Raw genomic sequence first — 24,804 nt, forward strand, 5'->3', positions numbered from 1 at the left:
CAGGCTCAGGCGGTTTTATTCGAGATCGAGGATGCGCGTTGCACAATCTTGCTTGCAGCCTACTTGAGGCGACGCTCGACGCCTTTTTCCACCAGGATTTTCGCGGAGATCTCCTCCACGGAAAAATAGGTGGAGTTGATAAAGTTGATGTTCTCGCGGCGGAACAGATTTTCCACCTCGCGCACCTCGAACTCGCACTGGGCGAAGCTGGCGTAGCGGCTGTTGGGCTTGCGTTCGTGGCGAATGGCGGTGAGGCGGTCCGGGTCGATGGTCAGGCCGAACAGCTTGTCCTTGTGCTTTTTCAGCACGGCCGGCAGCTGCAAGCGTTCCATATCGTCTTCGGTCAGCGGGTAATTTGCGGCACGAATTCCGTATTGCATTGCCATATACAGGCAGGTCGGGGTTTTGCCGCAGCGCGAGACGCCGACCAGGATCAGATCGGCCTTGTCGTAATAGTGGGTGCGCGCGCCGTCGTCGTTGTCCAGGGCGAAGTTAACCGCCTCGATACGCTCCATATAGTTGGAGTTGTGCCCGATGGAGTGGGATTTGCCCACCGAGTAGGACGAATGCGAGGTCAGTTCCTGCTCCAGGGGGGCGAGGAAGGTCGAGAAGATATCGATCATATAGCCGTCGGACTCGGCCAGGACGTCACGGATATCCTGATTGACGATGGTGTCGAAGATGATCGGGCGGGCACCGTCCTTCTCGGACGCGCTGTTGATTTGTTGTACCATTGCGCGGGCTTTTTCCACGCTGTCGATATAAGGCCGCGTGAGTTTGGTGAAGTCGATGGTTTCGAACTGCGCCAACAGGCTTTGACCCAGGGTTTCGGCGGTGATGCCGGTGCCGTCGGAGATGAAAAAAGCGGTTCGTTTCATTTGTACCATGGGCCTTAAGCTGGGAAGGAATCTTGGCTATCATAGGCCCGCCTTTGCAGGGCCGAACTGGCTGGCATTGTTACTTATTTTCCAGGGCCAGGCCACAATCGTGCGGGCAAGTACCGCCGAACCATCCAGCTCCTGAGTTTTTCCAACACCGATAGTGGAGAGATCACCTTGGTAGAGTACGTAGTTTCCCTCGATAAGCTCGGCAATCACGATGTTGAGCACGTAGGGGGCAAGAACGCCTCCCTGGGCGAGATGATCAGCAACCTTGCCGGTGCCGGTGTCTCGGTACCCGGTGGTTTCGCCACTACCGCCCAGGCCTATCGCGACTTCCTCGAGCTGAGCGGCCTGAATGCGCAGATCCATGCGGCCCTGGACGCCCTCGACGTGGATGACGTCAATGCCCTGGCCAAGACCGGTGCGCAGATCCGCCAGTGGGTAATGGATGCGTCCTTCCCCGAAGAGCTAAACGCGCAGATCCGCACTGCCTTCGCCGCCATGGCGGGGGACAACGACAATATGGCCGTCGCCGTGCGTTCCTCGGCCACCGCCGAAGACCTGCCGGACGCCTCCTTTGCCGGTCAGCAGGAAACCTTCCTGAATATCCGCGGCGTGGAAAACGTGATCCGCGCGGCCAAGGAAGTCTTCGCCTCACTGTTCAACGACCGCGCCATCGCCTACCGCGTGCACCAGGGCTTCGACCACAAACTGGTCGCCCTGTCCGCCGGCGTGCAGCGCATGGTGCGTTCGGAAACCGGCACCGCCGGGGTGATGTTCACCCTCGACACCGAGTCGGGGTTCCGTGACGTGGTGTTTATCACCGGTGCCTATGGCCTCGGTGAAACCGTGGTGCAGGGGGCGGTCAACCCCGACGAATTCTATGTGCACAAGCAGACCCTGGAAGCCGGTCGCCCGGCGATCCTGCGCCGCAACCTGGGCAGCAAGGCGATCAAGATGGTCTATGGCGACGAAGCCAAGGCGGGCAAATCGGTCAAGGTGGTCGATGTTGACCGCGCCGAGCGGGCGCGTTTCTGCCTGAGTGATGCCGAGGTCAGCGAGCTGGCCAAGCAGGCCATGATCATCGAGAAGCACTACGGCCGGCCGATGGATATCGAGTGGGCCAAAGATGGCGACGACGGCCAGCTGTATATCGTCCAGGCCCGTCCCGAGACGGTTAAGAGCCGCTCCAGCGCCAATGTGATGGAGCGCTACCTGCTCAAGGAAACCGGCACCGTGCTGGTTGAAGGGCGCGCCATCGGCCAGAAGATCGGTGCCGGCAAGGTGCGGGTGATCAACGATGTTTCGGAAATGGACAAGGTCCAGGCCGGCGACGTGCTGGTTTCCGATATGACCGACCCGGACTGGGAGCCGGTGATGAAGCGCGCCAGTGCCATCGTCACCAACCGCGGCGGGCGTACCTGTCACGCCGCAATCATCGCCCGCGAGCTGGGGATTCCGGCGGTGGTCGGTTGCGGCAACGCCACCCACGTATTGAAAGACGGCCAGGGCGTCACCGTGTCCTGTGCCGAGGGCGACACCGGCTTTATCTTCGAGGGCGAACTGGGCTTCGATATCCGCAAGAACTCGGTCGATGCCATGCCGGATCTGCCGTTCAAGATCATGATGAACGTCGGTAATCCGGATCGCGCCTTCGACTTCGCCCAGCTGCCCAACGAGGGTGTGGGCCTGGCTCGCCTGGAATTCATCATCAATCGCATGATCGGCGTGCACCCCAAGGCACTGCTGAACTTTGCCGGCCTGCCGCCGGAGATCAAGGACAGCGTCGAGAAGCGCATCGCCGGCTACGACGACCCGGTCGGCTTTTACGTCGAGAAACTGGTCGAGGGCATCAGCACCCTGGCCGCGGCGTTCTGGCCGAAGAAGGTCATCGTGCGGTTGTCGGACTTCAAGTCCAACGAATACGCCAACCTGATCGGCGGCAAGCTCTACGAACCGGAAGAAGAGAACCCGATGCTCGGTTTCCGCGGTGCGTCGCGCTATATCAGCGAGTCCTTCCGTGATTGCTTCGAACTGGAATGCCGTGCGCTGAAGAAAGTGCGCAACGAGATGGGCCTGACCAACGTCGAAATCATGGTGCCGTTCGTGCGCACCCTGGGCGAAGCCAGCCAGGTGGTCGATCTGCTGGCGGCCAACGGCCTGGCCCGCGGTCAGGATGGCCTGAAGATCATCATGATGTGCGAACTGCCGTCCAACGCCATTCTGGCCGAAGAGTTCCTCGAGTTCTTCGACGGCTTCTCCATCGGCTCCAACGACCTGACCCAGCTGACCCTGGGCCTGGATCGTGACTCCGGGATCGTCGCGCACCTGTTCGATGAACGTAACCCTGCGGTGAAGAAGCTGCTGAGCAATGCCATCCAGGCCTGTAACAAGGCCGGCAAGTACATCGGCATCTGCGGCCAGGGCCCTTCGGACCACCCGGACCTGGCGCGCTGGCTGATGGAGCAGGGCATCGAGAGCGTGTCGCTCAACCCGGATTCGGTGCTCGATACCTGGTTCTTCCTCGCGGAAGGCCAAGCGCCGGTCTGACATATATATATATCTATTCAAGGGCAGGGTTGATCCTGCCCTTTTTTGTGTTCAGCACATCCATGTGCTTCACCCCTCCGGGGCTTGCGCGCAAAAACGCTCCTGGCGTTTTTGTGGTCTGCCATCCCTGGCGACCACCCTTCGGGCCGTCGCTAGCGACGTTAAAAATTGCTCCTGGAAATTTTTTGTGTTCAGCACGTCCGTGTGCTTCACCCCTTCGGGGCTTGCGCGCAAAAACGCTCCTGGCGTTTTTGTGTTCAGCACGTCCGTGTGCTTCACCCCTCCGGGGCTTGCGCGCAAAAACGCTCTTGGCGTTTTTGTAGCCGGCCATCCCTAGCGACCGCCCTTGGGGCTCGTCGCGAGCGATGTGAAAGCTGCTCCCGGCAGTTTTTATGGCTGTCGTAGCAGTCACCGTAGAACGGCGTGAAAGATTGTCCCCAGCAACTCTTTGTACCAGAGCGCAGAAGATGCAGAGCAGCAGTGAGCTTTTCCCCGTCGCCTTGATCAGCGCGGAGTTTCGTGGCGATCTGAGCGAGGATGTCTATCGCCTCAAGCCCGGCAACAGCCCGGATAGCAGTGTGCAACTGGCTCTGACTCGCCTGGGTCGTGCCGATCATCAGCAGGATCGTGGTGTCCCCGTGATCCTGATTCCCGGCAGCTTTTCCAACCGGCGCTTCTGGTATTCGCCCAAATGCATCGGCCTCGGCCCGCAGTTGGCGCGTGCGGGCTTTGACGTGTGGATCGCCGAGATGCGTGGTCATGGTCTGTCGCCGCGCAATCGCCAGTACAAGCACAACAAGGTCAGCGACTATGTGCGTTATGACCTGCCGGCAATTGCCGACTTCATTTACGAGCAGAACCCGCAGAAAGCCCATTGGTTGGGCCATTCTCTGGGTGGTATCACCTTGGCCGGGGCGTTGGGCGGTGGTTACCTGGACGAGTCGAGAATGGCTTCGGCGGCGTTGTTCGGTAGCCAGGTCAGCCGCGTCTACTGGCCGCTCAAGGTGCCGCCGGTGGAGTGGGGCAGCCGTCTGCTGCTCAAGGGCTTCTCGGTGATTTCCGGCTCCAGGCTAAAGCGTGGGCCTGAGGATGAACCGGTCAGTCTGGCCATCGAAAGCCTGCGCTGGCACGGCTTGTTCGGGCGTTTTGGCGATGCCGAGCGGGACTGGTGGGCCGGCCTTGCCGAGGTGCGGGTGCCGGTCATGGCCGTGGCCGCGGTGGGCGACAGCCAGGACCCGGTATGGGCCTGCCGCAAGTTGCTCGAACAGTTTGGCTCGCCCGCGAGCGAATTTCTCTGTCTGGGCAAGAAGCACGGCTTCCACAGCGACTTCGGCCATGTCGAAATGCTGGTCAGCAAGGAGGCCCAGCGTGAGGTATGGCCACTGGTGGAGCAGTGGCTGCGCAAGAGCACGCAGGTCGAGAGTGGCGAACTTGAGCGGAACAAATCCGTTTCAGCCGAGTAGTCTAGCGGCTACTATCTGACTTCTGCGCAGATTCTGGTCACTCTGTGCGGGCGGCGGAGGTGCGATGTTTATTGCTCTTGAGCGCTTGCTCAACCTCGATGAGGGCTATCGTCGAGTTTTTTCGCTGCAAGGACGCAGTTTGCTGCTGATGGTGGTCGAAGGTCGTACCCTGTTGCTGGAAAATCGCTGCCCCCATCAGGGCGCTCCTTTGCATAACGCGACCCTGGTCGCCGGCGTGTTGCGTTGTGCACGGCACGGGATCGAGTTCGAACTGGCCAGCGGTCGGGCCTTGAATGCCCAGTGCCCCGGCCTTGTCCATCTACCCCTGGTCTATACGGCTGATCGAGTCGGCATAGAGCTTTAAGTCTTACCCATAGATAACAGGAGTTTTGCCATGCACTACATCACCCCCGATCTGTGCGACGCCTACCCGGAGCTGGTTCAGGTGGTCGAGCCGATGTTCAGCAACTTCGGCGGTCGCGACTCCTTTGGCGGCGAGATCGTCACCATCAAGTGCTTCGAGGACAACTCGCTGGTCAAGGAGCAGGTCGAGCAGCCAGGCAAGGGCAAGGTCATGGTGGTCGATGGCGGCGCTTCCATGCGCCGTGCACTGCTTGGCGACATGCTGGCGGAAAAGGCCGCGCACAATGGCTGGGAAGGCATTGTGGTGTATGGCTGTGTGCGTGATGTCGATGTACTGGCGCAGACCGAACTGGGTATCCAGGCCCTGGCCAGCCACCCGATGAAGACCGACAAGCGCGGTATCGGCGACCTCAACGTGGCGGTGACCTTTGGTGGCGTGACGTTCCGCCCGGGCGACTACCTGTACGCCGACAACAACGGCGTGATCGTCTCGCCGTCCGCGTTGCAGATGCCGGAGTAAGCTGAATTTGTTAGATGCCACAATGCCGCGTGAAGACCGCGGTCTGGTCCATGCCTTTGTCCTCGATGGACGTGGCGGCGCGCGGGCCGTGGATCGTCGCCAGCTGCAGGAACTGCAACTGGCCGAGCAGGAAAGCCTCTGGGTGCACTGGGATCGCAGTCACCCGCAGACCCAGGACTGGTTGCGCCGTGAGAGCGGGTTGAGCGAGTTCGCCTGCGACCTGTTGCTCGAAGAGAACACCCGGCCGCGCATGCTGCCGCTTCCGGAGCAGGCGTTGTTGCTGTTCCTGCGCGGGGTCAACCTCAACCCCGGGGCCGAGCCTGAGGATATGGTCTCGCTGCGCATCTTTGCCGATGCGCGTCGGGTGATTTCCCTGCGCTTGCGGCCTGTGCGGGCGACAGAGGCCCTGATCGCTGATCTGGCCGCGGGCAATGGGCCGAAATCCGCCTCGGAAGTGATCCTGAGCCTGGCCCACTACCTGACCGACAAGATCGAGAATCTGGTGACGGAGTTGTCCGAACAGGTCGACGAGCAGGAGGAGATGGTCGATGCCGAGCAGCGGCTGGTACCCGACCACGGCCAACTCCTGCAAATGCGCCGGCGCGCGGCCAGCCTGCGGCGGTTCCTCGCCCCGCAGCGGGATATCTATGCGCAGCTGACGCGCCATCAGCTGCCCTGGTTCCTGGCCGACGACACCGATTACTGGAACGAACTGAACAACCGCCTGACCCGTTATCTGGAGGAGCTGGAACTGAGTCGTGAGCGGGTCAGTCTGGTTCTCGAGGCGGAAAATCGGCGTATGGATCAGCGCATGAACCGTACCCTCTATCGCTTCGGCGTCATCGCCGGAGTGTTCCTGCCCCTGACCTTTCTCACCGGGCTGCTGGGTATCAATGTCGGCGGCATCCCCGGGGCGGAAAGCCCCTACGGCTTTGCCATCATCTGCGTGTTGATGGTGGTTTTGGCCCTTGGCCAATGGTGGTTGTTACGTCGGCTGCGTTTGGCCTGATGTGACTATCCAGGCCGTCCGCTCGTCTAGCCGTCACGTCCTATGAGGTGTGCAATGCACGACCCTTTTGAAGAATCGCTGCGCGATCTGCTCAAGTCATCCGCGTCGCATCACGACGACGATGCCTGTCTGCATCGCGTTTTGAAGACCGCCAACCGCCAAGTGGGCGCGGGTGATCTGTTTGCCCTGATGGGCCATTGCCTGGGCGCGCTGATGATCGCGATCAATAGCGGTGCCGCGCATATTTCCCCCGTCACCCGGCGCAAACCTTCCGATCCCTCTCTTGATAAGGCTGACTAAGCATGGAATTTACTCAAGTCCTGGTTGATGCGATGGCCAGCGTATGGACCCCGATTGCCGCGTTTATTCCACGCCTGTTCGGGGCGATGGTGGTGGTGCTGTTGGGTTTCGTGGTGGCCAAGTTCCTCGACACCCTGCTGTCCAAACTGCTCGGCAAGATCGGCCTGGATCGCCTGATGGCAGGCACTGGCCTGACCAAGCTGCTGAGCCGTGCCGGCATACAGGTGCCGGTATCGACCCTGATCGGCAAGATCGTCTACTGGTTCGTGCTGCTGATCTTTCTGGTTACGGCCGCAGAATCCCTGGGCCTGGAGCGGGTTTCTTCGACCCTGGATACCCTGGCGCTGTACCTGCCCAAGGTGTTCGGCGCGGCATTGGTGCTGCTCGCCGGTGTGCTGTTGGCACAACTGGTCAGCGGCCTGGTGCGCGGCGCGGCCGAGGGTGTGGGGCTCGAGTATGCCCATGGCCTGTCGCGCGTGGCCCAGGGCCTGGTGATCATCATCAGCATTTCGGTGGCCATCGGCCAGCTCGAAGTCAAAACCGACCTGCTCAACAATGTCATCGCCATCGTGCTGATTTCCGTTGGCTTGGCCGTGGCTCTGGCGCTCGGTCTGGGTAGCCGGGATATTGCCAGCCAGATACTGGCCGGCATTTATGTGCGCGAGTTGTATGAGGTTGGGCAACAAGTTCAGGTTGGTGAGGTCGAAGGGCAGATCGAGGAAATTGGTACGGTCAAGACCATACTGTTGACCGATGCGGGCGAACTGGTCTCCGTGGCCAATCGCACGTTGCTCGAGCAGCGGGTAAGCAGCCGCTAAGGCGTCAATCCCTGTTATTGTATGCCGCCGACCCAGTCGCCCGCTTGTGCGGACTGCGGCGGCTTTTGTCCTGACTGTCGGCCCGACTCGTTTTGAATAAAGCCCAATCTGTGTCTGTGCGTTACGACCCCCGCGAACTCTCGGATGAAGAGCTGGTGGCGCGTGCCCACGACGAGTTGTTCCATATCACCCGTGCCTACGAAGAGCTGATGCGCCGTTACCAGCGCACGCTGTTCAATGTGTGCGCGCGCTATCTAGGCAGCGAGCGTGATGCCGATGACGTTTGCCAAGAGGTCATGCTCAAGGTTCTTTATGGGTTGAAGAACTTTGAGGGTAAATCCAAGTTTAAAACCTGGCTGTACAGCATTACCTATAACGAATGTATTACCCAATATCGCAAAGAGCGGCGCAAACGCCGCCTTATTGATGCGCTGAGCCTGGACCCCCTCGAAGAAGCTTCGGAGGATAAAACCCCGAAAGTTGAAGAACGTAGCGGTCTGGATCGCTGGTTGGTGCATGTCAATCCGATTGATCGGGAAATTCTGGTGCTACGTTTTGTCGCAGAGCTGGAGTTCCAGGAGATCGCCGACATCATGCACATGGGCCTGAGCGCCACGAAAATGCGCTATAAACGAGCCCTCGACCGCCTGCGTGAAAAGTTTTCCGACAGCCCTGAAACTTAATTAGATTTTCTGCATCGAATGACTGGCCAATTCTGTTAGAATTGCTGGCTGAGTTGTCTTGTGTTTGTCAGACAACTTACTGACCACCAAGATAGGGAACATTAGTAATGAAATTGAAAAACACTTTAGGCGTTGTCATTGGCTCGCTGCTGGCCACATCCTCCCTCAGCGTTCTGGCTCAGGGTCAAGGCGCTGTCGAAGTGGAGGGCTTTGCCAAGAAAGAAATGTTCGACAGCGCCCGTGACTTCAAGAACAACGGCAACCTGTTTGGTGGCAGCATTGGCTACTACCTGACCGATGATGTTGAACTGCGCCTGGCCTACGACGAAGTGCACAACGCTCGTGGCGAAGATGGCCGCAACATCAAGGGCTCCAACACCGCTCTGGATGCTCTGTACCACTTCAACAACGCCGGCGACGCACTGCGTCCTTACGTTTCTGCCGGTTTCTCGGATCAGAGCATCGGTCAAACCGGTCGTGGCGGCCGTAACGGTTCCACCTTCGCCAACCTGGGCGGTGGTGCCAAGTACTACTTCACCGACAACTTCTACGCCCGTGCTGGCGTTGAAGCTCAGTACAACATCGACCAGGGCGACACCGAGTGGGCTCCAAGCATCGGTATCGGCATGAACTTCGGCGGCAGCCCTAAGCCTGCCGAGGTTGTTGAGGCTGCTCCTGAGCCGATGCCTGAGCCGGTTGCTGTTGAAGAACCGATGGAGCTGGTTCGTGTCGAGCTGGACGTCAAGTTCGACTTCGACAAAGCCAGCGTCAAAGAAGAAAGCTACGGTGATATCAAGAACCTGGCCGACTTCATGAATCAGTACCCGCAGACCACCACCGTGGTTGAAGGTCACACTGACTCCGTTGGCAGCGATGCCTACAACCAGAACCTCTCCGAGCGTCGTGCAAGCGCTGTTCGTGACGTGCTGGTCAACCAGTACGGCGTAGACGCTGCTCGCGTTAACGCTGCAGGCTACGGTGAGGCCCGTCCGGTTGCCGACAACGCCACCGACTCCGGCCGCGCTGTTAACCGTCGCGTAGAAGCTGAAGTAGAAGCCCAGATCCAGCAGTAATCGATCTGACGCTGTAGAAAACCCCGCTTCGGCGGGGTTTTTTATGACTTTTTTCCGCTCAGCGGTGGCGTTCTATCCACTGTCCGGCACCTTTCTGCGACGTGCTCCAAGCCTGCTTCGCCACGCACTCGGCCACGCTAGCGACGTATTTCCCCTCGGCGAAAAAAAGCCCGCTGAGGGGGCAGCGGGCAAGGTGGCAACTCCGCAGGAGCGCGAAGCAGTTAGGCACTGATGGCAATGGCCGCGTGTTGCTGTTGGCTCGCGACCTCGCCGATGACCAGGATGGCGGGGCTTTTCAGCTGGAAAGCCAGGGCATCCTGGTGCATGGCGTGCAGGGAGCTGCGGCATTCGCGCTGCTGTGGCAGGGAGGCGTTCTCGATCAGCGCCACCGGCATATCGGCACGCATACCGCCGGCCAGCAGGCTTTCGCGGATATCCGCCAGTTTGGCTACGCCCATATAGACCACCAGGGTGGTGCCGCCCTGGGCCAGGGCGGCCCAGTTCAGCGTGCTGTCGTCCTGGGTGTGGGCGGTGACCAGGGTCACGCCGCGGGCCACGCCGCGCAGGGTCAGGGGAATGCCGCACTGGGTCGCGCCGGCTAAGCCTGCGGTGATGCCGTTGACCATTTCCACCTCGATGCCATGGGCGCTGAGCCAGTCGACTTCTTCGCTGCCGCGGCCAAAGATGCATGGGTCGCCGCCTTTCAGGCGCACCACGCACTTGCCCTGGCGGGCGTAGCGCAGCATCAGGCGATGGATAAAGGCCTGGGGCGTGGAGCGGCAACCGCCGCGCTTGCCAACGGGTACCACCCGGGCATTCGGGCAATGCTCGAGCACGGCCGGGTTGACCAGGTCGTCGATCATCACGATATCGGCGCGATTGAGGGCTTTTACCGCCTTCAGGGTCAGCAGCTCCGGATCACCGGGCCCTGCGCCTACCAGCCAGACTTTTGCGCTCATATCAGATTCCTCTAGGCATTGATCGCTATTGGCGCAGTGGCCAACAATTGCTTGATTTCCGGGACACAGGAGCCGCAACTGGTGCCGCACTTGAGTTCCTGCTTGAGACCGTCGAGGTCGAGGCCGCGGGCGATCCCGGCGCATACCGCGTCCTGGCTGACGTTCAGGCAATTGCACAGGGTCTTGCTGGCTTTCCTGGCGCTGGCCGTGCCCGGTGGAGTGGACAGTGGCGCGAGCAGCCAGCGGCGCAGGTCGGCATCGGCCTGGCCGTCGCTCCACAGGCTTTTCAGCCAGTCGCGGGCGGCGGTTTCCCCGGCCAGACGGATGGCGGTGATGCGGCCGTCCTCGATGCGCACGCGCTTGCCGACCGCTTTGCGCGGGTCGTCGTAGGCCAGCACCGGACCCTCGTGCAGGCCGAGCAGTTGGTCGATCTGCGCCAGCAGCTCGGGCTCTGGTGCCACGGCGCTGGCGGCGCGGATCAGCAGCGCGGGGCGCTCGCGACCGGTCAGGTTGAGGTTGGCGTAGGCAAAGCCTTCGAACAACGGGCGCAGGGCCTCGAAACGGGTCTGCACCTGGCCTTCGACCAGGGCGAAGAAGGTCCAGGGCAGCTCGACCTTTTCCACCTCGACCCCGGCGTGCTTGAGCTCCGGCTGCTTGGACAGCGGGTCAAATGCCGGCTGGGTTAGCACATTGGTGCCCAGGCCCTTGAGAAAGCGGTTGCCCCAGTGCATCGGCAGGTAGGCCTGGCCGGCGCGTATGCTGTCGTCGGCTTGCACCGGCAGGATCAGGCTGCCACGCCGGCTGCGCACCTTGATCAGGTCGCCGCTTTCCAGGCGGCGGCGACGCATCTCGTCTGGGTGCAGGCTGAGCACGGCCTCTTCGACATGACCGAACAGGCGCGCGGCGGTGCCGGTGCGGCTCATGCCGTGCCACTGGTCGCGCAGGCGACCGGTGTTGAGGGTCAGGGTAAAGCGCGCCTCGCGTTTTTCCTTGGGCGCACGGTAGGGGTCGGCATGAAACTGTGCACGACCATTGGCCGTGGGGTAACGACCGTCGCCATAGAGGCGCGGCGTACCCTGGGTTGCACCGGCCGGAAACGGCCATTGCTGGGGACCTTGGTTATCCAGAACCGCGTAGCTGAGCCCCGACAGGTCGAGGTCACGCTGGGCAGTCAGGTGTTTGTACTCTTCGAACAGCCCTTGTGGGTGGTCGAAGTCGAACAGGCTGGGCAGGCCGGGGCGGAGCAGTTTTTCCAGGCGACGGGCGAAGTCGGTGGTGATCGCCCAATCCGGCCGCGCATCGACGGGCGCTGGCACGGCGCGGCGTACATGGCTGACGCGGCGTTCGGAGTTGGTCACCGTGCCTTCCTTCTCGCCCCAGCTGGCGGCGGGCAGCAGCAGGTCGGCGTAGTGGCAGGTCTCGGTGGTGAAAAAGGCTTCCTGCACCACCACGAACGGGCAGGCGGCCAGGGCTTCATGCACTTTGTTCTGGTCGGGCATGGACTGCGCCGGGTTGGTGCAGGCGATCCATAGCGCCTTGACCTTGCCGGCGCGCACCGCTTCGAACAGTTCGATGGCGCTCAGCCCGGTGCTGGCCGGCAGCGCGTCGACGCCCCAGTAGCGGGCGACTTCGGTGCGGTGTTCGGCGTTGCCGGCCTCGCGATGGCCGGGCAGCAGGTTGGACAGGCTGCCGGTTTCACGACCGCCCATGGCGTTCGGTTGGCCGGTCAGGGAGAAGGGGCCGGCACCGGGTTTGCCGATCTGCCCGGTGGCCAGGTGCAGGTTGATCAGCGCGCTGTTCTTGGCGCTGCCGCTGCTCGACTGGTTGAGGCCCATGCACCAGAGCGACAGAAAGCTCGGCGCGCTGCCGATCATCCGTGCGCATTGCTGCAGGCTTTCCTGGCTGATGCCGCACAGCTCGCTGACCATTTGCGGGCTGTAATCGCGCACCAGGGTCTTGAGGGCGTCGAAACCTTCGGTGTGGGCGTCGATATAGGCGCGGTCGATCCAGCCTTCCCACATCAGGATATGCAGGATGCCGTGGAACAGCGCGACGTCGCTGCCCGGAATGATCGGCAGGTGCAGGTCGGCCAGGTCGCAGGTGTCGGTACGCCGCGGGTCGACGACGATGATCTGCATGTCCGGGCGCTTGGCCTTGGCCTCTTCCAGGCGGCGGAACAGCACCGGATGGGCGAAGGCCATGTTGCTGCCGGCGATCAGCAGGCAGTCGCTCTGCTCGATGTCCTCGTAGTTGCACGGCGGCGAATCGGCACCGAGGCTGCGCTTGTAGCCGACCACGGCCGAGGACATGCACAGGCGCGAATTGCTGTCGATATTGTTGGTGCCGACCAGGGCGCGGGCCAGCTTGTTGAAGGCGTAGTAGTCCTCGGTCAGCAGTTGTCCGCTGATATAGAAGGCGACGCTGTCCGGGCCGTGTTCGCGGATGGTTTCGGCGAAGACGTTGGCGGCGTGATCCAGGGCGCTGTCCCAGTCGGTGCGGGTACGGGCCAGGCCTTTGCCCAGGCGCAGTTCGGGATACAGCGCGCGGGCGTCGAGGTCGCCGGTCAGGTGCAGGGTCGAACCCTTGCTGCAGAGTTTGCCGAAGTTGGCCGGGTGGCTGGGATCGCCCGCAACGCCAAGAATCTTCTCGCCGTCATGTTCGATCAGCACGCCGCAGCCGACACCGCAGTAGCAGCAGGTCGAAGCGGTGATTTGATTTGGGTTGGGCATGGCGTTCGACTCCGTGGTTTGCGGCCTGCTGCAGGAGCCAGGCAGAGGCGGGTTCTGCCGGCGATCCAGGCCGCGAAAAGCATCGCCAGCAAGGACTCGGCGTCCTCCCTGGCTCCTACAGTTCTATGCGCATTGCTCGGCGGTGTTCAGGGCCAGCAGCACCCGGCCGTTTTCCACCTTGGCCTGGTGCCGGTGGGCGCAGCCCTGGTCCGGGGCCACGGCTTCGCCGGACTCCAGCTCGATCTGCCAGTTGTGCAGCGGGCAGGCCACGCGCTTGCCGTAGATCAGGCCCTGGGACAGCGGTCCGCCCTTGTGCGGGCAGCGGTCGTCGAGGGCGAACACCTCATCGCTCGAGGTGCGGAAGATGGCGATATCGCCCTTGGGGCCGGCAACGATGCGGGCACCCAGTGGGTTTATTTCATTCAGGTCGCAGATATCCAGCCAGTTCATGCGTGCACCTCCAGTTCCTGCAGTGCGATGCGGTCGAATTCTTTCTTCAGCTGCGGTTTGGCCAGCTGTTCCTTCCAGGGGTCCTGCTCGAAGGACAGGGAGAACAGCAGGCGCTCATGCAGAGCCTTGCGCCGCTCGGCATCTTCCAGCACGCCTTTCTTGATGTGCTCCATGCCCACGCGCTGCATGTAATGCACGGTGCGTTCGAGGTAGAAGGCCTCCTCGCGGTAGAGCTGAAGGAAGGCCAGGCTGTATTCCATGACCTCTTCGGCGGTCTTGAGCTTGACGAAGAACTCGCCGGCCTCGGTCTTGATCCCGCCGTTGCCGCCGATATACAGCTCCCAGCCGGAGTCGACGCCGATGATGCCGACGTCCTTGATGCCCGATTCGGCGCAGTTGCGCGGGCAGCCGGAGACCGCCAGTTTGACCTTGTGCGGCGACCACATATTGAACAGCGCGTGTTCCAGGTCGATGCCCATCTGCGTGCTGTTCTGCGTACCGAAGCGGCAGAACTCGCTGCCGACGCAGGTCTTCACGGTGCGGATTGACTTGCCATAGGCGTGGCCGGACGGCATGTCGAGGTCCTTCCACACGCCCGGCAGGTCGTCCTTCTTGATCCCCAGCAGGTCGATGCGCTGGCCGCCGGTGACCTTTACCATGGGCACGTTGTACTTGTCGGCCACGTCGGCGATGCGGCGCAGCTCGGAGGCATTGGTCACGCCGCCCCACATCCGCGGAATAACCGAGTAGGTGCCGTCCTTCTGGATATTGGCGTGGGCGCGTTCGTTGATAAAGCGCGACTGCGGGTCGTCCTTGGCCTCGCCCGGCCAGGTGGAAATCAGGTAGTAGTTCAGCGCCGGACGGCAGGTGGCGCAGCCATTCGGCGTGCTCCAGTTGAGGAAGGCCATGGTCGCCGGGATACTGGTCAGGTGCTCGTCGCGGATGGCCTTGCGGATCTGCCCGTGGTTGAGCTCGCTGCAACCGCAGATGGCTTTTTCGCTCTTCGGCTTGACGTCGGCCGCACCGCCCACGGTGTTGATCAGAATCTGCTCGACCAGGCCGGCGCAGGAGCCGCAGGAGCTGGCGGCTTTGGTGTGCTTCTTGACCTCATCGACGCTGAACAGGCCGTTTTCCTGAATGGCCCGGACTATGGTGCCCTTGCATATGCCGTTACAGCCGCACACTTCCATGTCGTCGGGCATATTGGCGGTGCTGCTCTGACCCTGGTGGCCGGCGTCACCGATGGCGTTTTCGCCGAACATCAGGTGGTCGCGAATTTCGCTGACGTTGTGGTTCTCGCGGATCTGGCGGAAATACCAGCCGCCGTCGGCGGTATCGCCGTACAGGCAGGCACCGACCAGCACGTCGTCCTTGATCACCAGCTTCTTGTACACGCCGCCGATCGGGTCGGAGAGGGTGATGGTCTCGGTGCCTTCTGCGCCCATAAATTCGCCGGCGGAGAACAGGTCGATACCGGTGACCTTGAGCTTGGTCGAGGTCACCGAACCCTGGTAGCGGGCGAAACCGAGCTGGGCCAGGTGGTTGGCGCAGACCTTGGCCTGTTCGAACAGCGGTGCCACCAAGCCATAGGCGATGCCGCGGTGGCTGGCGCATTCGCCGATCGCGTAAACCCGCGGGTCGAAGGTCTGCATGGTGTCGTTGACCAGGATGCCGCGATTGCAGGCGATCCCGGACTGTTCCGCCAGGTCGCTGTTGGGGCGGATGCCGGCGGCCATCACCACCAGGTCGGCGGGGATGACGTCGCCGTCCTTGAATTTCACCGCGCAGACCCGGCCTTCGCCGTTGTCCAGCAGTTCGGCGGTGAGCTTTGGCAGGAGGAACTTCAGCCCGCGGTCTTCCAGCGATTGCTGCAGCAGACGGCCGGCGGTGCTGTCGAGCTGACGCTCCAGCAGCCAGTCGCCCAGGTGCACCACGGTCACGTCCATGCCGCGCAGCTTGAGGCCGTTGGCCGCTTCCAGGCCAAGCAGGCCGCCGCCGATGACCACTGCGTGCTTATGGGTCTTGGCGGTTTCCATCATCATCTGGGTGTCGGCGATGTCGCGATAGCCGATCACCCCGGCCAGGTCCTTGCCCGGAATCGGCAGGATAAAGGGGTTGGAGCCGGTGGCGATAAGCAGGCGATCGTACTCGGCCTCGCTGCCGTCGTCGGCGACCACCACACGGGCCTTGCGGTCGATGTTCACCACCTTGCGCCCGAGCAGCAGCTTGATGCCGTTGTCCGCATACCAGTTGAGGTCGTTGAGCACGATTTCCTCGAAGGTCTGCTCGCCGGCCAGTACCGGCGAGAGCAGGATACGGTTGTAGTTGGGGTGCGGCTCGGCACCGAACACCGTAATGTCGTAGAGGTCGGGGGCGAGCTTGATCAGCTCTTCGAGGGTGCGGACACCGGCCATGCCGTTGCCAATCATCACCAGCTTGAGTTTTTTCATGCCGGCCATCTCCTGAATAAAAAACACGGAAAACAAAAAAGGCGTCCCGCTAGTCACCTAGCGAGGACGCCTTTGTCCAAGTCCCGTTCTCTCGGGAAGCACAGCCCTCAACGTTGAAGGCTGTGCTTTATTAATTCTGCTAAATGCAATGCAGGGCTTGTGCCAACTTCTGCAAGTGGCGTTTTTCATGGCTTTTCAGCGACTTGCGGGCTTTGTCCGGTGCTGTTGCTGCACTACTTGAAGGCGTCTTGCGCTGTATTGGTGCGCTTTGGCTCAGAGCAGCAGAAACAGCAGCGCCAGGTTCAGCAGCAGGGAAAACAGCGCCACGCTGCGCCAGACCAGCAGGGGCTCGCGTTCGAGCAGCGGTCTTGGCCGGCTGCTGAGGGATTTGCGCTCGCCCTGTTCCAGGGCCAGCAGCCATTCCTCGGCGGTTTCATAGCGCGCCTTGGGCTCGGCGGTCAGGGCGCGATTGAGGCTGTCGTCGATCCAGCCTGGCAGGTCCGGGCGATAACGGCTGGCCGGGGTCGGCTGGCCAAAGCGCGGGTGCTGAAAGGCTTCGATCTCGCCGTAGGGATAATGCCCGGTCAGCAGGTGGTAGAGGGTCACGCCGGCGCTGTAGAGGTCCTGCTGGGCCGTGGGCGCTGTGCCGGCAAAGGCCTCGGGGGCGATATAGCTGGGCGTGCCGGGCAGCTCATGGGCCTCATCGCGGGACAGGCCCGGGCAGTAGGCCAGGCCGAAATCCAGTACGCGCAATTCGCCGTCATCGCCCCACAGCAGGTTCTCCGGCTTGATATCGCGGTGCAGGATATTGCGCCGGTGCAGCATGCCCAGGGCCTTGATCAGCCGCGGGGCGATGTCCAGCCATTCCGGCAGGCCCAGCGGACCATTCAGGCGCAGGTGTTCGGCCAGGGTCTGGCCGCTGTATTCGCGCTGCACGTAATACAGGTGCTGGCGTTGCGGCAGCGGATGCACATCGGCGAAGAAGCGCCCCGCGACCCGGCGCAGAAACCATTCCTCGAGCAGCAGTGCGGGGCCGGCCTGGGCTTCATCGGCGCGGCTGGGCGGCAGGGTCTTGAGCAGCCAGCGCCGCGTCTGGGCATCGCGCACCCGGTACATCAGCGACTGGCGCGACTCAGCGAGCAGACGCTCGACCTGCCAGCCCTCGAAATCATGCCCCTCGCGCAGGCGCGGCGGCACGGGCCAATGTTCCAGCTGCGCCAGGGTATCGGCCAGGTCGCTTTCCGGCAGGGCCTCGACCCTTAATAGCAGGGCGCTGGCATTGTCCTGGCTACCGGCCAGATGCGCGGCGTTGACCAGGGCGCGGCTGGCGGCCGCGAGATCCTGTTCGTCGTGGAGGATCTGCTGGATGGCGTTGTCGCCCAGGGTGGCCCAGACCCCGTCGCTGACCAGCACGAAGCACTCACCCTCGCGCAACTCGCCGTCCAGGTAGTCCACCACCAGGTGCTGATCCAGGCCCATGGCGCGCTTGAGCACATGCTGCATGCCCGGCTGTTCCCAGACATGGTCTTCGCTGATGCGTTCGAGCAGGCCCTGCTGCCAGCGGTAGGCGCGGCAATCGCCGACATGCGCCAGGGTAAAGCGGCGGCCGCGCAGTACCAGGGCGGTGAGGGTCGTGAGCAGCGGCTGACCGCCGCCATTGGCTTGCAGCCAGCGGTTATGGGCCACCAGCAGACGGTCCAGAGACTGGGTTACGGCCCAGGTTTCCGGGGTGGAATAGTAGTCCAGGGCCAGGGCCTGCAAGGTGGCGCGGGCGGCCAGACCACCGTCGGCGCACTGGCTGACGCCGTCGGCCAGGGCGAACAGGTAGCCCTTGCTCGCGGCCAGAGCCGGAGCCGGGGTCACCACGCGGATGGCATCCTGATTCTCGGCCCTGGGGCCAATGGCGCTGGCTTCGCCGAAGGTCAGTTGCAGGGCCATGGGGTCATCCTGGGCTTGTGAAGGGGGCGAAGGGTTGAGGCAAAGGCGGGGCTGGACACGGCTGCGTGAGTTCACCGTTGCCGGCTTCACCCGTTGTTTCTGACCAGTGCAATACAGCATTGCCGATCAGCCCCGCCCTTGCCTCAACTCTCCGTGGATTGTTGGCAATAGGGCGGGTTGGTACCCGCCCTACATTAGCAGCCTTACACGCGTGCCGCGGTCACTGCGGCCGAGCCCCAGGTTGTGCGCCAGCGGCGCTTGACGCTGTACAGGCCGAACCAGGCCAGTACGCCGAGGCTGGCGAACAGCCACAGGCCCACCTGGTAATCGCCGGTTTGCTGCTTGATGGTGCCCAGACCTGCGGCCAGGAGGAAACCACCGATACCGCCAGCCATGCCGATCAGGCCGGTCATCACGCCGATTTCCTTGCGAAAGCGCTGTGGTACCAGTTGGAATACCGCGCCGTTACCGGCACCGAGGCCGAGCATGGCGGTGACGAACAGGGCCAGGGCGGCGGCCGAACTGGACAGGTTGAAACCCACGGCGGCAATGCTCAGGGAGGCCAGGGTGTACATCATCAGCAGCGAGCGGATACCACCGATGCGGTCGGCCAGTGCACCTCCGAGCGGACGCATCAGGCTGCCGGCGCAGACGCAGGCGGCGGTGTAATAACCGGCGGTCACGGGGCTCAGGCCGTACTGGTCGTTGAAGTAGCCGGGCAGGGCGCTGGCCAGGCCGATAAAGCCGCCGAAGGTGACGCTGTAGAAGAACATGAACCACCAGCTGTCGCGGTCGCCCAGCGCTCGCAGGTAGTCGGTTGCGGCTTTCGGCTTGGGCCGCTCAGGCGAGTTCTTGGCTAGAAAGGCGAAGATCAGCAGGGTGGCCAGCAGCGGAATCAGTGCCCAGCCGAACACGTTCTGCCAGCCGAACAGGGCGGCCAGGCCCGGGGCGAACAGCGCCGCCAGCACGGTGCCGGAGTTGCCCGCGCCGGCAATGCCCATGGCCTTGCCCTGGTGCTGTGGCGGATACCACTGCGAGGCCAGGGGCAGGGCCACGGCGAAGGCGGCACCGGCGAAACCGAGGAACAGGCCTAGCAGCAGTGCTTGTTCGTAGCTCTGGATACCGATCTGCCAGGCGCAGAACAGTGCCACGATGACGATGACCTGGCCGATCAGGCCGGCGGTCTTGGGCGACAGGCGATCGGCCAGAAAACCCATCAACAGGCGCAGCACGGCACCGGCGAGGATCGGCGTGGCCACCATCAGGCCGCGTTGCTGGGCGGTGAGGTCCAGGGCGGTAGCGATCTGCACGGCCAGAGGGCCGAGTAGATACCAGACCATAAAGCTCAGGTCGAAATAGAGGAACGCGGCAAACAGCGTCGGTGTGTGGCCGGATTTCCAGAAACTTGTATTCATCGCAAACCTCATCGGCAGAAAAAGGGTCCCGGCGGGCGCGTCGTGCCATGGTCGTGGACACGGCGGCCGCAACCCGCCGGGGAGGTGCCGTACTTGTGGTGCGGCACCCTGAGGCCGAAGCCACAGCTGGGTTGAGAGAGTTACAAGCGCAGCCCCTGGATCGCAGGGGCTGCACCAGCTCCGAACACTGGAGCGTAAAAACGAAAAACGCCGCATCTACCGGTCGCCCTGGGGCGTGGTCTATGCGACGTCTTTGTCGTTTGTCGAGCAGCCACCGTTGGCTACTTGTAGCTATAGCTAAGCAAAAGCTGCGCCAACACACCGGTACCACGATTTACTAGGGCTGCGCACAACGAGGCGAGATGGCGGCGCTGCAAAAAGAGGCGTTGCGACAGTGGCTGCACCTGGATGGGGCGGACAGTGGGTGCCCGGCGATCCGGGCCGGTGATGGCGGGCGTTGGGCCTGGCCTGGATTTAACGCAGCAGGGCTGTAGCGTCTGCGCGCGCGGCCTGGGCGTTGCAGGCGGCGCGGCGCTCGGCCTCGCTCGCGCCTTGGGTCATGGCCTGAGTCGGTATGGGCAGGGTAAGCAGGGCGATGGCGAGCAGGTTGCTCGCCAGCCCGGCCTGGCGGACGTGGCTGCGCGTGGTTGGCATGGCGGTTCCCCCGTTGGCGTTATGGCTAAGGCGTAGCAGGCGAATCGCGATCTGTCATGTCGATAGCCTGCTATGCGACGTATGACCTTAAATAACGCAAAAAACGCGCCTGAGTGCCGGATTCAGTGCCGCTCGTCGACTCGGGGCATTTAGGCCGGAAGCCGTTGCCGCGCTGGATGGCCGCTGCTGTCGGCTCGAGCCCGGCTTGCCAAGGTCGGCGCTCGGCTCGGCCGATAGCCGCACGCTGGCGGGGAATTCCCGAGTGCTATACTCGGACTTGACCGTGGAACATAGATGCTGTGGAACATAGATGCCGGGCAGTGGAGCTGCGATGTTCGTATCGGCCAGACGCCACCTGTGAGACTCAGCCATGGGCTGTAGAACGGGGGGCTACAGCAGAGCGGGATGGGAGGTGTGTGATGAACAGACACTATTACATCAGCGACAATCTTGACGATCTTGAAAGCCTGGAAAACGAGCTGGAAGCCCAGGGTATCGGCACCGAGCAGATACATGTACTGAGTGAAAAGGATGCCGATGTAGAGCAGCATCATCTGCACGATGTGCCCTCGTTTATGAAACAGGATGTGGTCCATTCTGGCGAGATCGGTGCCGTGGTCGGCGTGCTATTGGCTGGCCTGGTGCTTGTCGTCGCTTATTTTATGGGCTGGACCGAAACGGCCGCCGGCTGGATACCCTTTGTCTTTCTCGCCATCGTGCTGTTCGGTTTCTGCACCTGGGAGGGCGGCTTCTTCGGCATTCAGGTTCCCAACGCCCACTTCCGCCGCTTCAAGCAGAACCTGGCGGAAGGCAAGCATGTGTTCTTCGTCGATGTCGAGGCGGATCAGGAGGCGGTCCTGGAGCAGGTGATTGAGCATCATCCCCGGCTCAATGCGGCGGGCACCGGATCGGCAGCGCCGCACTGGATAGTGGCCTGGCTGCACCGCTGGCATCAATTCAAACGCACCATCTAAGTAAGTCACCTGCCTGGCCCCCGTGCGCTGTCATGGCGCGCCGGGGCCTTGTCCCTGGCCGAGAAACAGCACGCGGCTCATAAAGATATAGTCCGCTTCGCTGGCCATCAGGCCGATCAGCACCAGCAGGCACAGCGGCGGCAGCAGGATGGCATAGACCATGGCCAGCCGTTCCCAGGCCATATGCATAAAGACGGCGACGATCAGGCCTGCCTTGAGCAGCATAAACAGGATGATCAGCGACCAGCGCAGGTAGCCTGAGAACTGGTAGTAGTCGACCAGATAGGACAGGGTGCTGAGCAGGAACAGCATTGCCCAGATCTTCAGATACAGACTGATGGGGTGGTGCTGTCCTTGATCCTGTGTCTGCGCCATGGTCTGTGCTCCTCTGCAGGGTTACCACAAATAGAAGAAGGCAAAGATAAACACCCACACCAGGTCGACGAAGTGCCAGTAGAGCCCGGCTATTTCGACGTTCTGATAGTTGCCTGAGCGTTGGTAAACCCCGCGCAGGACCTTCCAGGCGATCACGCACAGGTAGATGACCCCGATCGACACGTGCAGGCCGTGGAAACCGGTAATCATGAAGAAACTCGCGCCGAATTGCGCCGCGCCCATGGGGTTGCCCCAGGGGCGTACGCCTTCCTCGATCAGTTTGCTCCACTCGAACACCTGCATGCCGACGAAGGCCACCCCGCAGAGGGCGGTTGCCAGGATCAGGGCTCCGGTCTTGCCGCGCTCGCGGCGGTAGCCATAGTTGACCGCCATGGCCATGGTGCCGCTGCTGCTGATCAGCACGAAAGTCATGATGGCGATCAGGATCAGCGGGATGTGGTTGCCGGCGATGGTCAGGGCGAAGACTTCGCTGGTGTTCGGCCAGGGCTCGGTGGCGGTCATGCGTACCGCCATGTAGGCGGTGAGAAAGCAGGTGAAGACAAAGGTGTCGCTGATCAGGAATATCCACATCATCGCCTTGCCCCAGGGGACCTGGCGGAACGCCTGGCGATCCGCCGCCCAGTCGCTGGCGATGGCGGCCCAGCCGCTTTCGGGGACCGCGGTTACGGGATTGTGACGCTCTGCCGGTGGTGCTGGGTGCGCTGCCATGGCTTCACCTCAGGCCGCAGAATGCGGCGATGGCCTCATAGGTTTGCGGAGTGCTGGTCAGCAGGGCGAACAACAGCAGCCACAGTGCCAGCAGGTAGTGCCAGTAGATGGCGCACAGCTCCACGCTGGTACTGAGCGACTGCACTGGCTCACGCAACAGCAGTTTGCTCAGGGTTCTGGCCCAGGCAATCAGGCCACCGAGCAGGTGCAGCGCGTGCAGACCGGTCAGTAGGTAGAAGAAGCTGTTGGCCGGATTGCTGGCGAGCAGATAGCCCTGGGCGGCGAACTGTTGCCAGACCCAGAACTGTCCGGCGAGAAAGGCGATGGCCAGCGCACCGCCGAGGATAAAGGCGACGGCAGTGGTCTTGCCATGACCCCGGCGGGCGGCCACCCGGGCCCACTGCAGGCCGATACTGGCGGCGATCAGAAACAGGCTGTTGAGCCACAGCGAACCGGTTTGCGCCAGGGGGGCCATGGGTTCGGTCAGGGGCTGCCAGTCGGGGATTTGCGAGCGCAGGATAAAGGCGACCAGAAACAGCAAGAACAGCGAGCTGACCACCGCGAGAAACAGGCGCAGGCCGAGCTTGGCAGCGTGTGCCCGGTCCACCCCGGATACCGATGGAGTTTGCCAGGCATTGCCGGGGTTTGGCTGCGGCTGGTTGCGCAAGAGCGACGGGGTCATGGGCGCGGCTCCGGCTGGGGGCTGGCATCGCGGTGCCTCATTAGCTCAAGCTCTTCGTCGGACACCGTTTGCGCGACGAAATCCTGGGTGATGCCCGGCACGCTGTAGTCATAGGCCCAGCGATGCACCACCGGCAGATGCTCGCCCCAGTTGCCGTGGCGCGGCGGGGTGTGCGGCGTTTGCCATTCCAGGCTGCTCGCGCCCCAGGGGTTGCCACCCGAAGGCTTGCCGTTGAACAGGCTCCAGAACAGGTTGAACAGGAACAACAACTGGGCCACGCCGACGGTCAGGGCGGCGACGGTGATAAAGGTATTCAGGTCCTGCGCCGACTGCGGGATGAAGTCGTAGTTGTCGTAGGCGTAGTAGCGCCGCGGCATGCCGAGAAAACCCAGGTAATGCATGGGGAAGAAGATGGCGTAGGTGCCGAGAAAGGTAATCCAGAAATGCAGCTGGCCCAGGCGATCGTTCATCATTCGCCCGGTGACCTTGGGATACCAATGATAGAGGGCCCCGAAGATCACCAGCACCGGGGCCACCCCCATGACCATATGGAAGTGGGCGACGACGAAGTAGGTATCCGACAGCGGGATATCGACGATCACATTGCCGAGGAACAGGCCGGTCAGGCCGCCCACCAGGAAGGTGAGGATAAAGGCCAGGGCGAACAGCATGGGCACGGTCAGGTGGATATCGCCCTGCCACAGGGTCAGCACCCAGTTGTAGACCTTCAGCGCAGTGGGCACCGCGATGATCAGGGTGCTGATGGCGAAGAAGAAGCCGAAGTAGGGGTTCATGCCGCTGACATACATATGGTGGGCCCAGACCACGAAGCTGAGTACGCCGATGGCCACGATCGCCCAGACCATCATGCGGTAGCCGAAGATATTCTTGCGGGCATGGGTGCTGATCAGGTCGGAGACCAGGCCGAAGGCGGGCAGGGCGACGATATAGACCTCCGGGTGGCCAAAGAACCAGAACAGGTGCTGGAACAGGATGGGGCTGCCGCCCTCATGGTCGAGCTGCTGGCCGAGGGAAATGATCGCGGGCATAAAGAAGCTGGTGCCCAGCAGGCTATCGAGCAGCATCATCAGTGCACTGACGAACAGGGCCGGAAAGGCCAGCAGGGCCAGGATCGAGGCCATGAAGATGCCCCACACCGTCAGCGGCATACGGAACAGGGTCATGCCCTCCGTGCGGGCCTGGAGCACGGTGGTGACGTAGTTCAGCCCGCCCATGGTGGCGGCGACGATAAAGGTCGCCAGGGACACCAGCATCAGGATGATGCCCCAGCCGGTACCCGGGGTGCCCTGGGTGATGGCCTGCGGCGGATAGAGGGTCCAGCCGGCCCCGGTGGGCCCGCCTGGCACGAAGAAGCTGGCCAGCAGCAGCACCACCGAGAGCAGGTAGAACCAGTAGCTGAGCATGTTCAGGTAGGGGAAGACCATGTCCCTGGCCCCGACCATCAGCGGAATCAGGTAATTGCCGAAGCCGCCGAGGAACAGGGCGGTCAGCAGGTAGACGACCATGATCATGCCGTGCATGGTCATCGCCTGGTAGTAGGCGCTGGCATCCATGAAGGCCAGGCTGCCGGGAAAACCGATCTGCATGCGCATCAGGCCGGACAGCACCAAGGCGATCAGGCCGACAAAGAGTGCCGTCAGGAAATATTGAATGGCTATGACCTTGTGGTCCTGGCTCCAGATATAACGGGTCAGGAAGCTCTTGGGTTCGTGTAGAGCCTCTGTTTCGACCTGTTCCGCGTAGGCCATCACGTCATCCTCCGGGTGAG

General features: G+C 62.3%; 22 protein-coding genes. 10 read left to right on the forward strand and 12 right to left on the reverse strand.

Annotation, left to right across the window (positions count from 1 at the left end; genetic code table 11):
- Positions 1–59: 59 nt before the first annotated feature.
- Positions 60–878: a posphoenolpyruvate synthetase regulatory kinase/phosphorylase PpsR gene (gene ppsR / locus AACY13_RS08500; RefSeq protein WP_339460729.1), complete on the reverse strand. Its 819-nt coding sequence runs from the start codon at positions 876–878 to the stop codon at positions 60–62.
- Positions 879–1,055: 177 nt separating this feature from the next.
- On the opposite strand from ppsR, the gene ppsA reads away from it, so the two are divergent.
- From ppsA to AACY13_RS08545, 9 genes are all read left to right on the forward strand, one after another.
- Positions 1,056–3,431 (forward strand): phosphoenolpyruvate synthase, encoded by a 2,376-nt coding sequence (gene ppsA / locus AACY13_RS08505; RefSeq protein WP_339460730.1) that lies wholly within the window; start codon positions 1,056–1,058, stop codon positions 3,429–3,431.
- 467 nt (positions 3,432–3,898) lie between these two features.
- Positions 3,899–4,894 (forward strand): alpha/beta fold hydrolase, encoded by a 996-nt coding sequence (locus AACY13_RS08510; protein ID WP_339460732.1) that lies wholly within the window; start codon positions 3,899–3,901, stop codon positions 4,892–4,894.
- A 64-nt stretch (positions 4,895–4,958) separates the two neighbouring features.
- Complete coding sequence (locus AACY13_RS08515; protein WP_339460733.1) at positions 4,959–5,258, forward strand: Rieske (2Fe-2S) protein; 300 nt, start codon at positions 4,959–4,961, stop codon at positions 5,256–5,258.
- Between the two features lie 30 nt (positions 5,259–5,288).
- Positions 5,289–5,777: a ribonuclease E activity regulator RraA gene (rraA, locus tag AACY13_RS08520; protein WP_339460734.1), complete on the forward strand. Its 489-nt coding sequence runs from the start codon at positions 5,289–5,291 to the stop codon at positions 5,775–5,777.
- A 22-nt stretch (positions 5,778–5,799) separates the two neighbouring features.
- Positions 5,800–6,786, forward strand: a complete 987-nt coding sequence (locus tag AACY13_RS08525) for a zinc transporter ZntB (RefSeq protein ID WP_339460735.1) — start codon at positions 5,800–5,802, stop codon at positions 6,784–6,786.
- Between the two features lie 54 nt (positions 6,787–6,840).
- On the forward strand, positions 6,841–7,086 hold the full coding sequence (locus AACY13_RS08530) for a CrfX protein (protein WP_339460737.1): 246 nt from the start codon (positions 6,841–6,843) through the stop codon (positions 7,084–7,086).
- A 2-nt stretch (positions 7,087–7,088) separates the two neighbouring features.
- Positions 7,089–7,904, forward strand: coding sequence for a mechanosensitive ion channel family protein (locus AACY13_RS08535; RefSeq protein WP_339460739.1), 816 nt, complete (start codon positions 7,089–7,091; stop codon positions 7,902–7,904).
- A 92-nt stretch (positions 7,905–7,996) separates the two neighbouring features.
- A complete protein-coding gene (gene sigX, locus AACY13_RS08540) occupies positions 7,997–8,587 on the forward strand; it encodes an RNA polymerase sigma factor SigX (protein ID WP_339460740.1) in 591 nt (196 codons plus the stop codon).
- Between the two features lie 107 nt (positions 8,588–8,694).
- Positions 8,695–9,660, forward strand: a complete 966-nt coding sequence (locus AACY13_RS08545) for an OmpA family protein (protein WP_339460741.1) — start codon at positions 8,695–8,697, stop codon at positions 9,658–9,660.
- A 221-nt stretch (positions 9,661–9,881) separates the two neighbouring features.
- On the opposite strand, the gene cobA is transcribed toward AACY13_RS08545, so the two are convergent.
- From cobA to AACY13_RS08580, 7 genes are all read right to left on the reverse strand, one after another.
- Positions 9,882–10,619 carry a uroporphyrinogen-III C-methyltransferase gene (gene cobA, locus AACY13_RS08550; RefSeq protein ID WP_339460743.1) on the reverse strand — a complete coding sequence of 246 codons (738 nt, stop codon included), beginning with the start codon at positions 10,617–10,619 and terminating at the stop codon, positions 9,882–9,884.
- 11 nt (positions 10,620–10,630) lie between these two features.
- A complete protein-coding gene (locus AACY13_RS08555) occupies positions 10,631–13,348 on the reverse strand; it encodes a nitrate reductase (protein ID WP_339460744.1) in 2,718 nt (905 codons plus the stop codon).
- Positions 13,349–13,471: 123 nt separating this feature from the next.
- Entirely contained in the window at positions 13,472–13,798 is a 327-nt protein-coding gene (nirD, locus tag AACY13_RS08560) for a nitrite reductase small subunit NirD (RefSeq protein WP_339460745.1), read from the reverse strand.
- Positions 13,795–16,248, reverse strand: coding sequence for a nitrite reductase large subunit NirB (gene nirB / locus AACY13_RS08565; RefSeq protein ID WP_339460746.1), 2,454 nt, complete (start codon positions 16,246–16,248; stop codon positions 13,795–13,797). Before nirB ends, nirD begins: the two co-directional genes overlap by 4 nt.
- Before the next feature lie 273 nt (positions 16,249–16,521).
- Positions 16,522–18,186 carry a bifunctional protein-serine/threonine kinase/phosphatase gene (locus AACY13_RS08570; protein WP_339460748.1) on the reverse strand — a complete coding sequence of 555 codons (1,665 nt, stop codon included), beginning with the start codon at positions 18,184–18,186 and terminating at the stop codon, positions 16,522–16,524.
- 203 nt (positions 18,187–18,389) lie between these two features.
- A complete protein-coding gene (locus AACY13_RS08575) occupies positions 18,390–19,601 on the reverse strand; it encodes a nitrate/nitrite transporter (protein WP_339460749.1) in 1,212 nt (403 codons plus the stop codon).
- 474 nt (positions 19,602–20,075) lie between these two features.
- A complete protein-coding gene (locus tag AACY13_RS08580) occupies positions 20,076–20,255 on the reverse strand; it encodes a hypothetical protein (protein ID WP_339460750.1) in 180 nt (59 codons plus the stop codon).
- Positions 20,256–20,674: 419 nt separating this feature from the next.
- Between AACY13_RS08580 and AACY13_RS08585 the strand changes: the two genes are divergently transcribed.
- On the forward strand, positions 20,675–21,229 hold the full coding sequence (locus AACY13_RS08585) for a magnesium transporter (RefSeq protein ID WP_339460752.1): 555 nt from the start codon (positions 20,675–20,677) through the stop codon (positions 21,227–21,229).
- Between the two features lie 30 nt (positions 21,230–21,259).
- On the opposite strand, the gene AACY13_RS08590 is transcribed toward AACY13_RS08585, so the two are convergent.
- Genes AACY13_RS08590 through ctaD form a run of 4 tightly spaced genes read right to left on the reverse strand, consistent with a single transcriptional unit; the run spans position 21,260 to position 24,784 of the window.
- A complete protein-coding gene (locus AACY13_RS08590; RefSeq protein WP_339460753.1) occupies positions 21,260–21,604 on the reverse strand; it encodes a cytochrome C oxidase subunit IV family protein in 345 nt (114 codons plus the stop codon).
- A 21-nt stretch (positions 21,605–21,625) separates the two neighbouring features.
- Positions 21,626–22,333 carry a heme-copper oxidase subunit III family protein gene (locus AACY13_RS08595; RefSeq protein ID WP_339460755.1) on the reverse strand — a complete coding sequence of 236 codons (708 nt, stop codon included), beginning with the start codon at positions 22,331–22,333 and terminating at the stop codon, positions 21,626–21,628.
- Between the two features lie 4 nt (positions 22,334–22,337).
- On the reverse strand, positions 22,338–23,015 hold the full coding sequence (locus AACY13_RS08600) for a cytochrome c oxidase subunit 3 (protein ID WP_339460757.1): 678 nt from the start codon (positions 23,013–23,015) through the stop codon (positions 22,338–22,340).
- Positions 23,012–24,784 (reverse strand): cytochrome c oxidase subunit I, encoded by a 1,773-nt coding sequence (gene ctaD / locus AACY13_RS08605; RefSeq protein WP_339460758.1) that lies wholly within the window; start codon positions 24,782–24,784, stop codon positions 23,012–23,014. Before ctaD ends, AACY13_RS08600 begins: the two co-directional genes overlap by 4 nt.
- Positions 24,785–24,804 lie beyond the last annotated feature (20 nt).

Origin of the sequence: Pseudomonas sp. EA_105y_Pfl2_R69, assembly GCF_963970915.1 — a bacterium.
Classification (GTDB): Bacteria; Pseudomonadota; Gammaproteobacteria; order Pseudomonadales; family Pseudomonadaceae; genus Aquipseudomonas.

Excerpts from the sequence above, each read along its gene's own strand:
- ppsR (WP_339460729.1), bottom strand. The coding sequence starts at position 878 with ATGAAACGAACCGCTTTTTTCATCTCCGACGGCACCGGCATCACCGCC.
- AACY13_RS08510 (WP_339460732.1), top strand. The coding sequence starts at position 3,899 with ATGCAGAGCAGCAGTGAGCTTTTCCCCGTCGCCTTGATCAGCGCGGAG.
- AACY13_RS08515 (WP_339460733.1), top strand. The coding sequence starts at position 4,959 with ATGTTTATTGCTCTTGAGCGCTTGCTCAACCTCGATGAGGGCTATCGT.
- rraA (WP_339460734.1), top strand. The coding sequence starts at position 5,289 with ATGCACTACATCACCCCCGATCTGTGCGACGCCTACCCGGAGCTGGTT.
- AACY13_RS08525 (WP_339460735.1), top strand. The coding sequence starts at position 5,800 with ATGCCGCGTGAAGACCGCGGTCTGGTCCATGCCTTTGTCCTCGATGGA.
- AACY13_RS08530 (WP_339460737.1), top strand. The coding sequence starts at position 6,841 with ATGCACGACCCTTTTGAAGAATCGCTGCGCGATCTGCTCAAGTCATCC.
- AACY13_RS08535 (WP_339460739.1), top strand. The coding sequence starts at position 7,089 with ATGGAATTTACTCAAGTCCTGGTTGATGCGATGGCCAGCGTATGGACC.
- AACY13_RS08545 (WP_339460741.1), top strand. The coding sequence starts at position 8,695 with ATGAAATTGAAAAACACTTTAGGCGTTGTCATTGGCTCGCTGCTGGCC.
- cobA (WP_339460743.1), bottom strand. The coding sequence starts at position 10,619 with ATGAGCGCAAAAGTCTGGCTGGTAGGCGCAGGGCCCGGTGATCCGGAG.
- AACY13_RS08555 (WP_339460744.1), bottom strand. The coding sequence starts at position 13,348 with ATGCCCAACCCAAATCAAATCACCGCTTCGACCTGCTGCTACTGCGGT.
- nirD (WP_339460745.1), bottom strand. The coding sequence starts at position 13,798 with ATGAACTGGCTGGATATCTGCGACCTGAATGAAATAAACCCACTGGGT.
- nirB (WP_339460746.1), bottom strand. The coding sequence starts at position 16,248 with ATGAAAAAACTCAAGCTGGTGATGATTGGCAACGGCATGGCCGGTGTC.
- AACY13_RS08570 (WP_339460748.1), bottom strand. The coding sequence starts at position 18,186 with ATGGCCCTGCAACTGACCTTCGGCGAAGCCAGCGCCATTGGCCCCAGG.
- AACY13_RS08575 (WP_339460749.1), bottom strand. The coding sequence starts at position 19,601 with ATGAATACAAGTTTCTGGAAATCCGGCCACACACCGACGCTGTTTGCC.
- AACY13_RS08580 (WP_339460750.1), bottom strand. The coding sequence starts at position 20,255 with ATGCCAACCACGCGCAGCCACGTCCGCCAGGCCGGGCTGGCGAGCAAC.
- AACY13_RS08585 (WP_339460752.1), top strand. The coding sequence starts at position 20,675 with ATGAACAGACACTATTACATCAGCGACAATCTTGACGATCTTGAAAGC.
- AACY13_RS08590 (WP_339460753.1), bottom strand. The coding sequence starts at position 21,604 with ATGGCGCAGACACAGGATCAAGGACAGCACCACCCCATCAGTCTGTAT.
- AACY13_RS08595 (WP_339460755.1), bottom strand. The coding sequence starts at position 22,333 with ATGGCAGCGCACCCAGCACCACCGGCAGAGCGTCACAATCCCGTAACC.
- AACY13_RS08600 (WP_339460757.1), bottom strand. The coding sequence starts at position 23,015 with ATGACCCCGTCGCTCTTGCGCAACCAGCCGCAGCCAAACCCCGGCAAT.
- ctaD (WP_339460758.1), bottom strand. The coding sequence starts at position 24,784 with ATGGCCTACGCGGAACAGGTCGAAACAGAGGCTCTACACGAACCCAAG.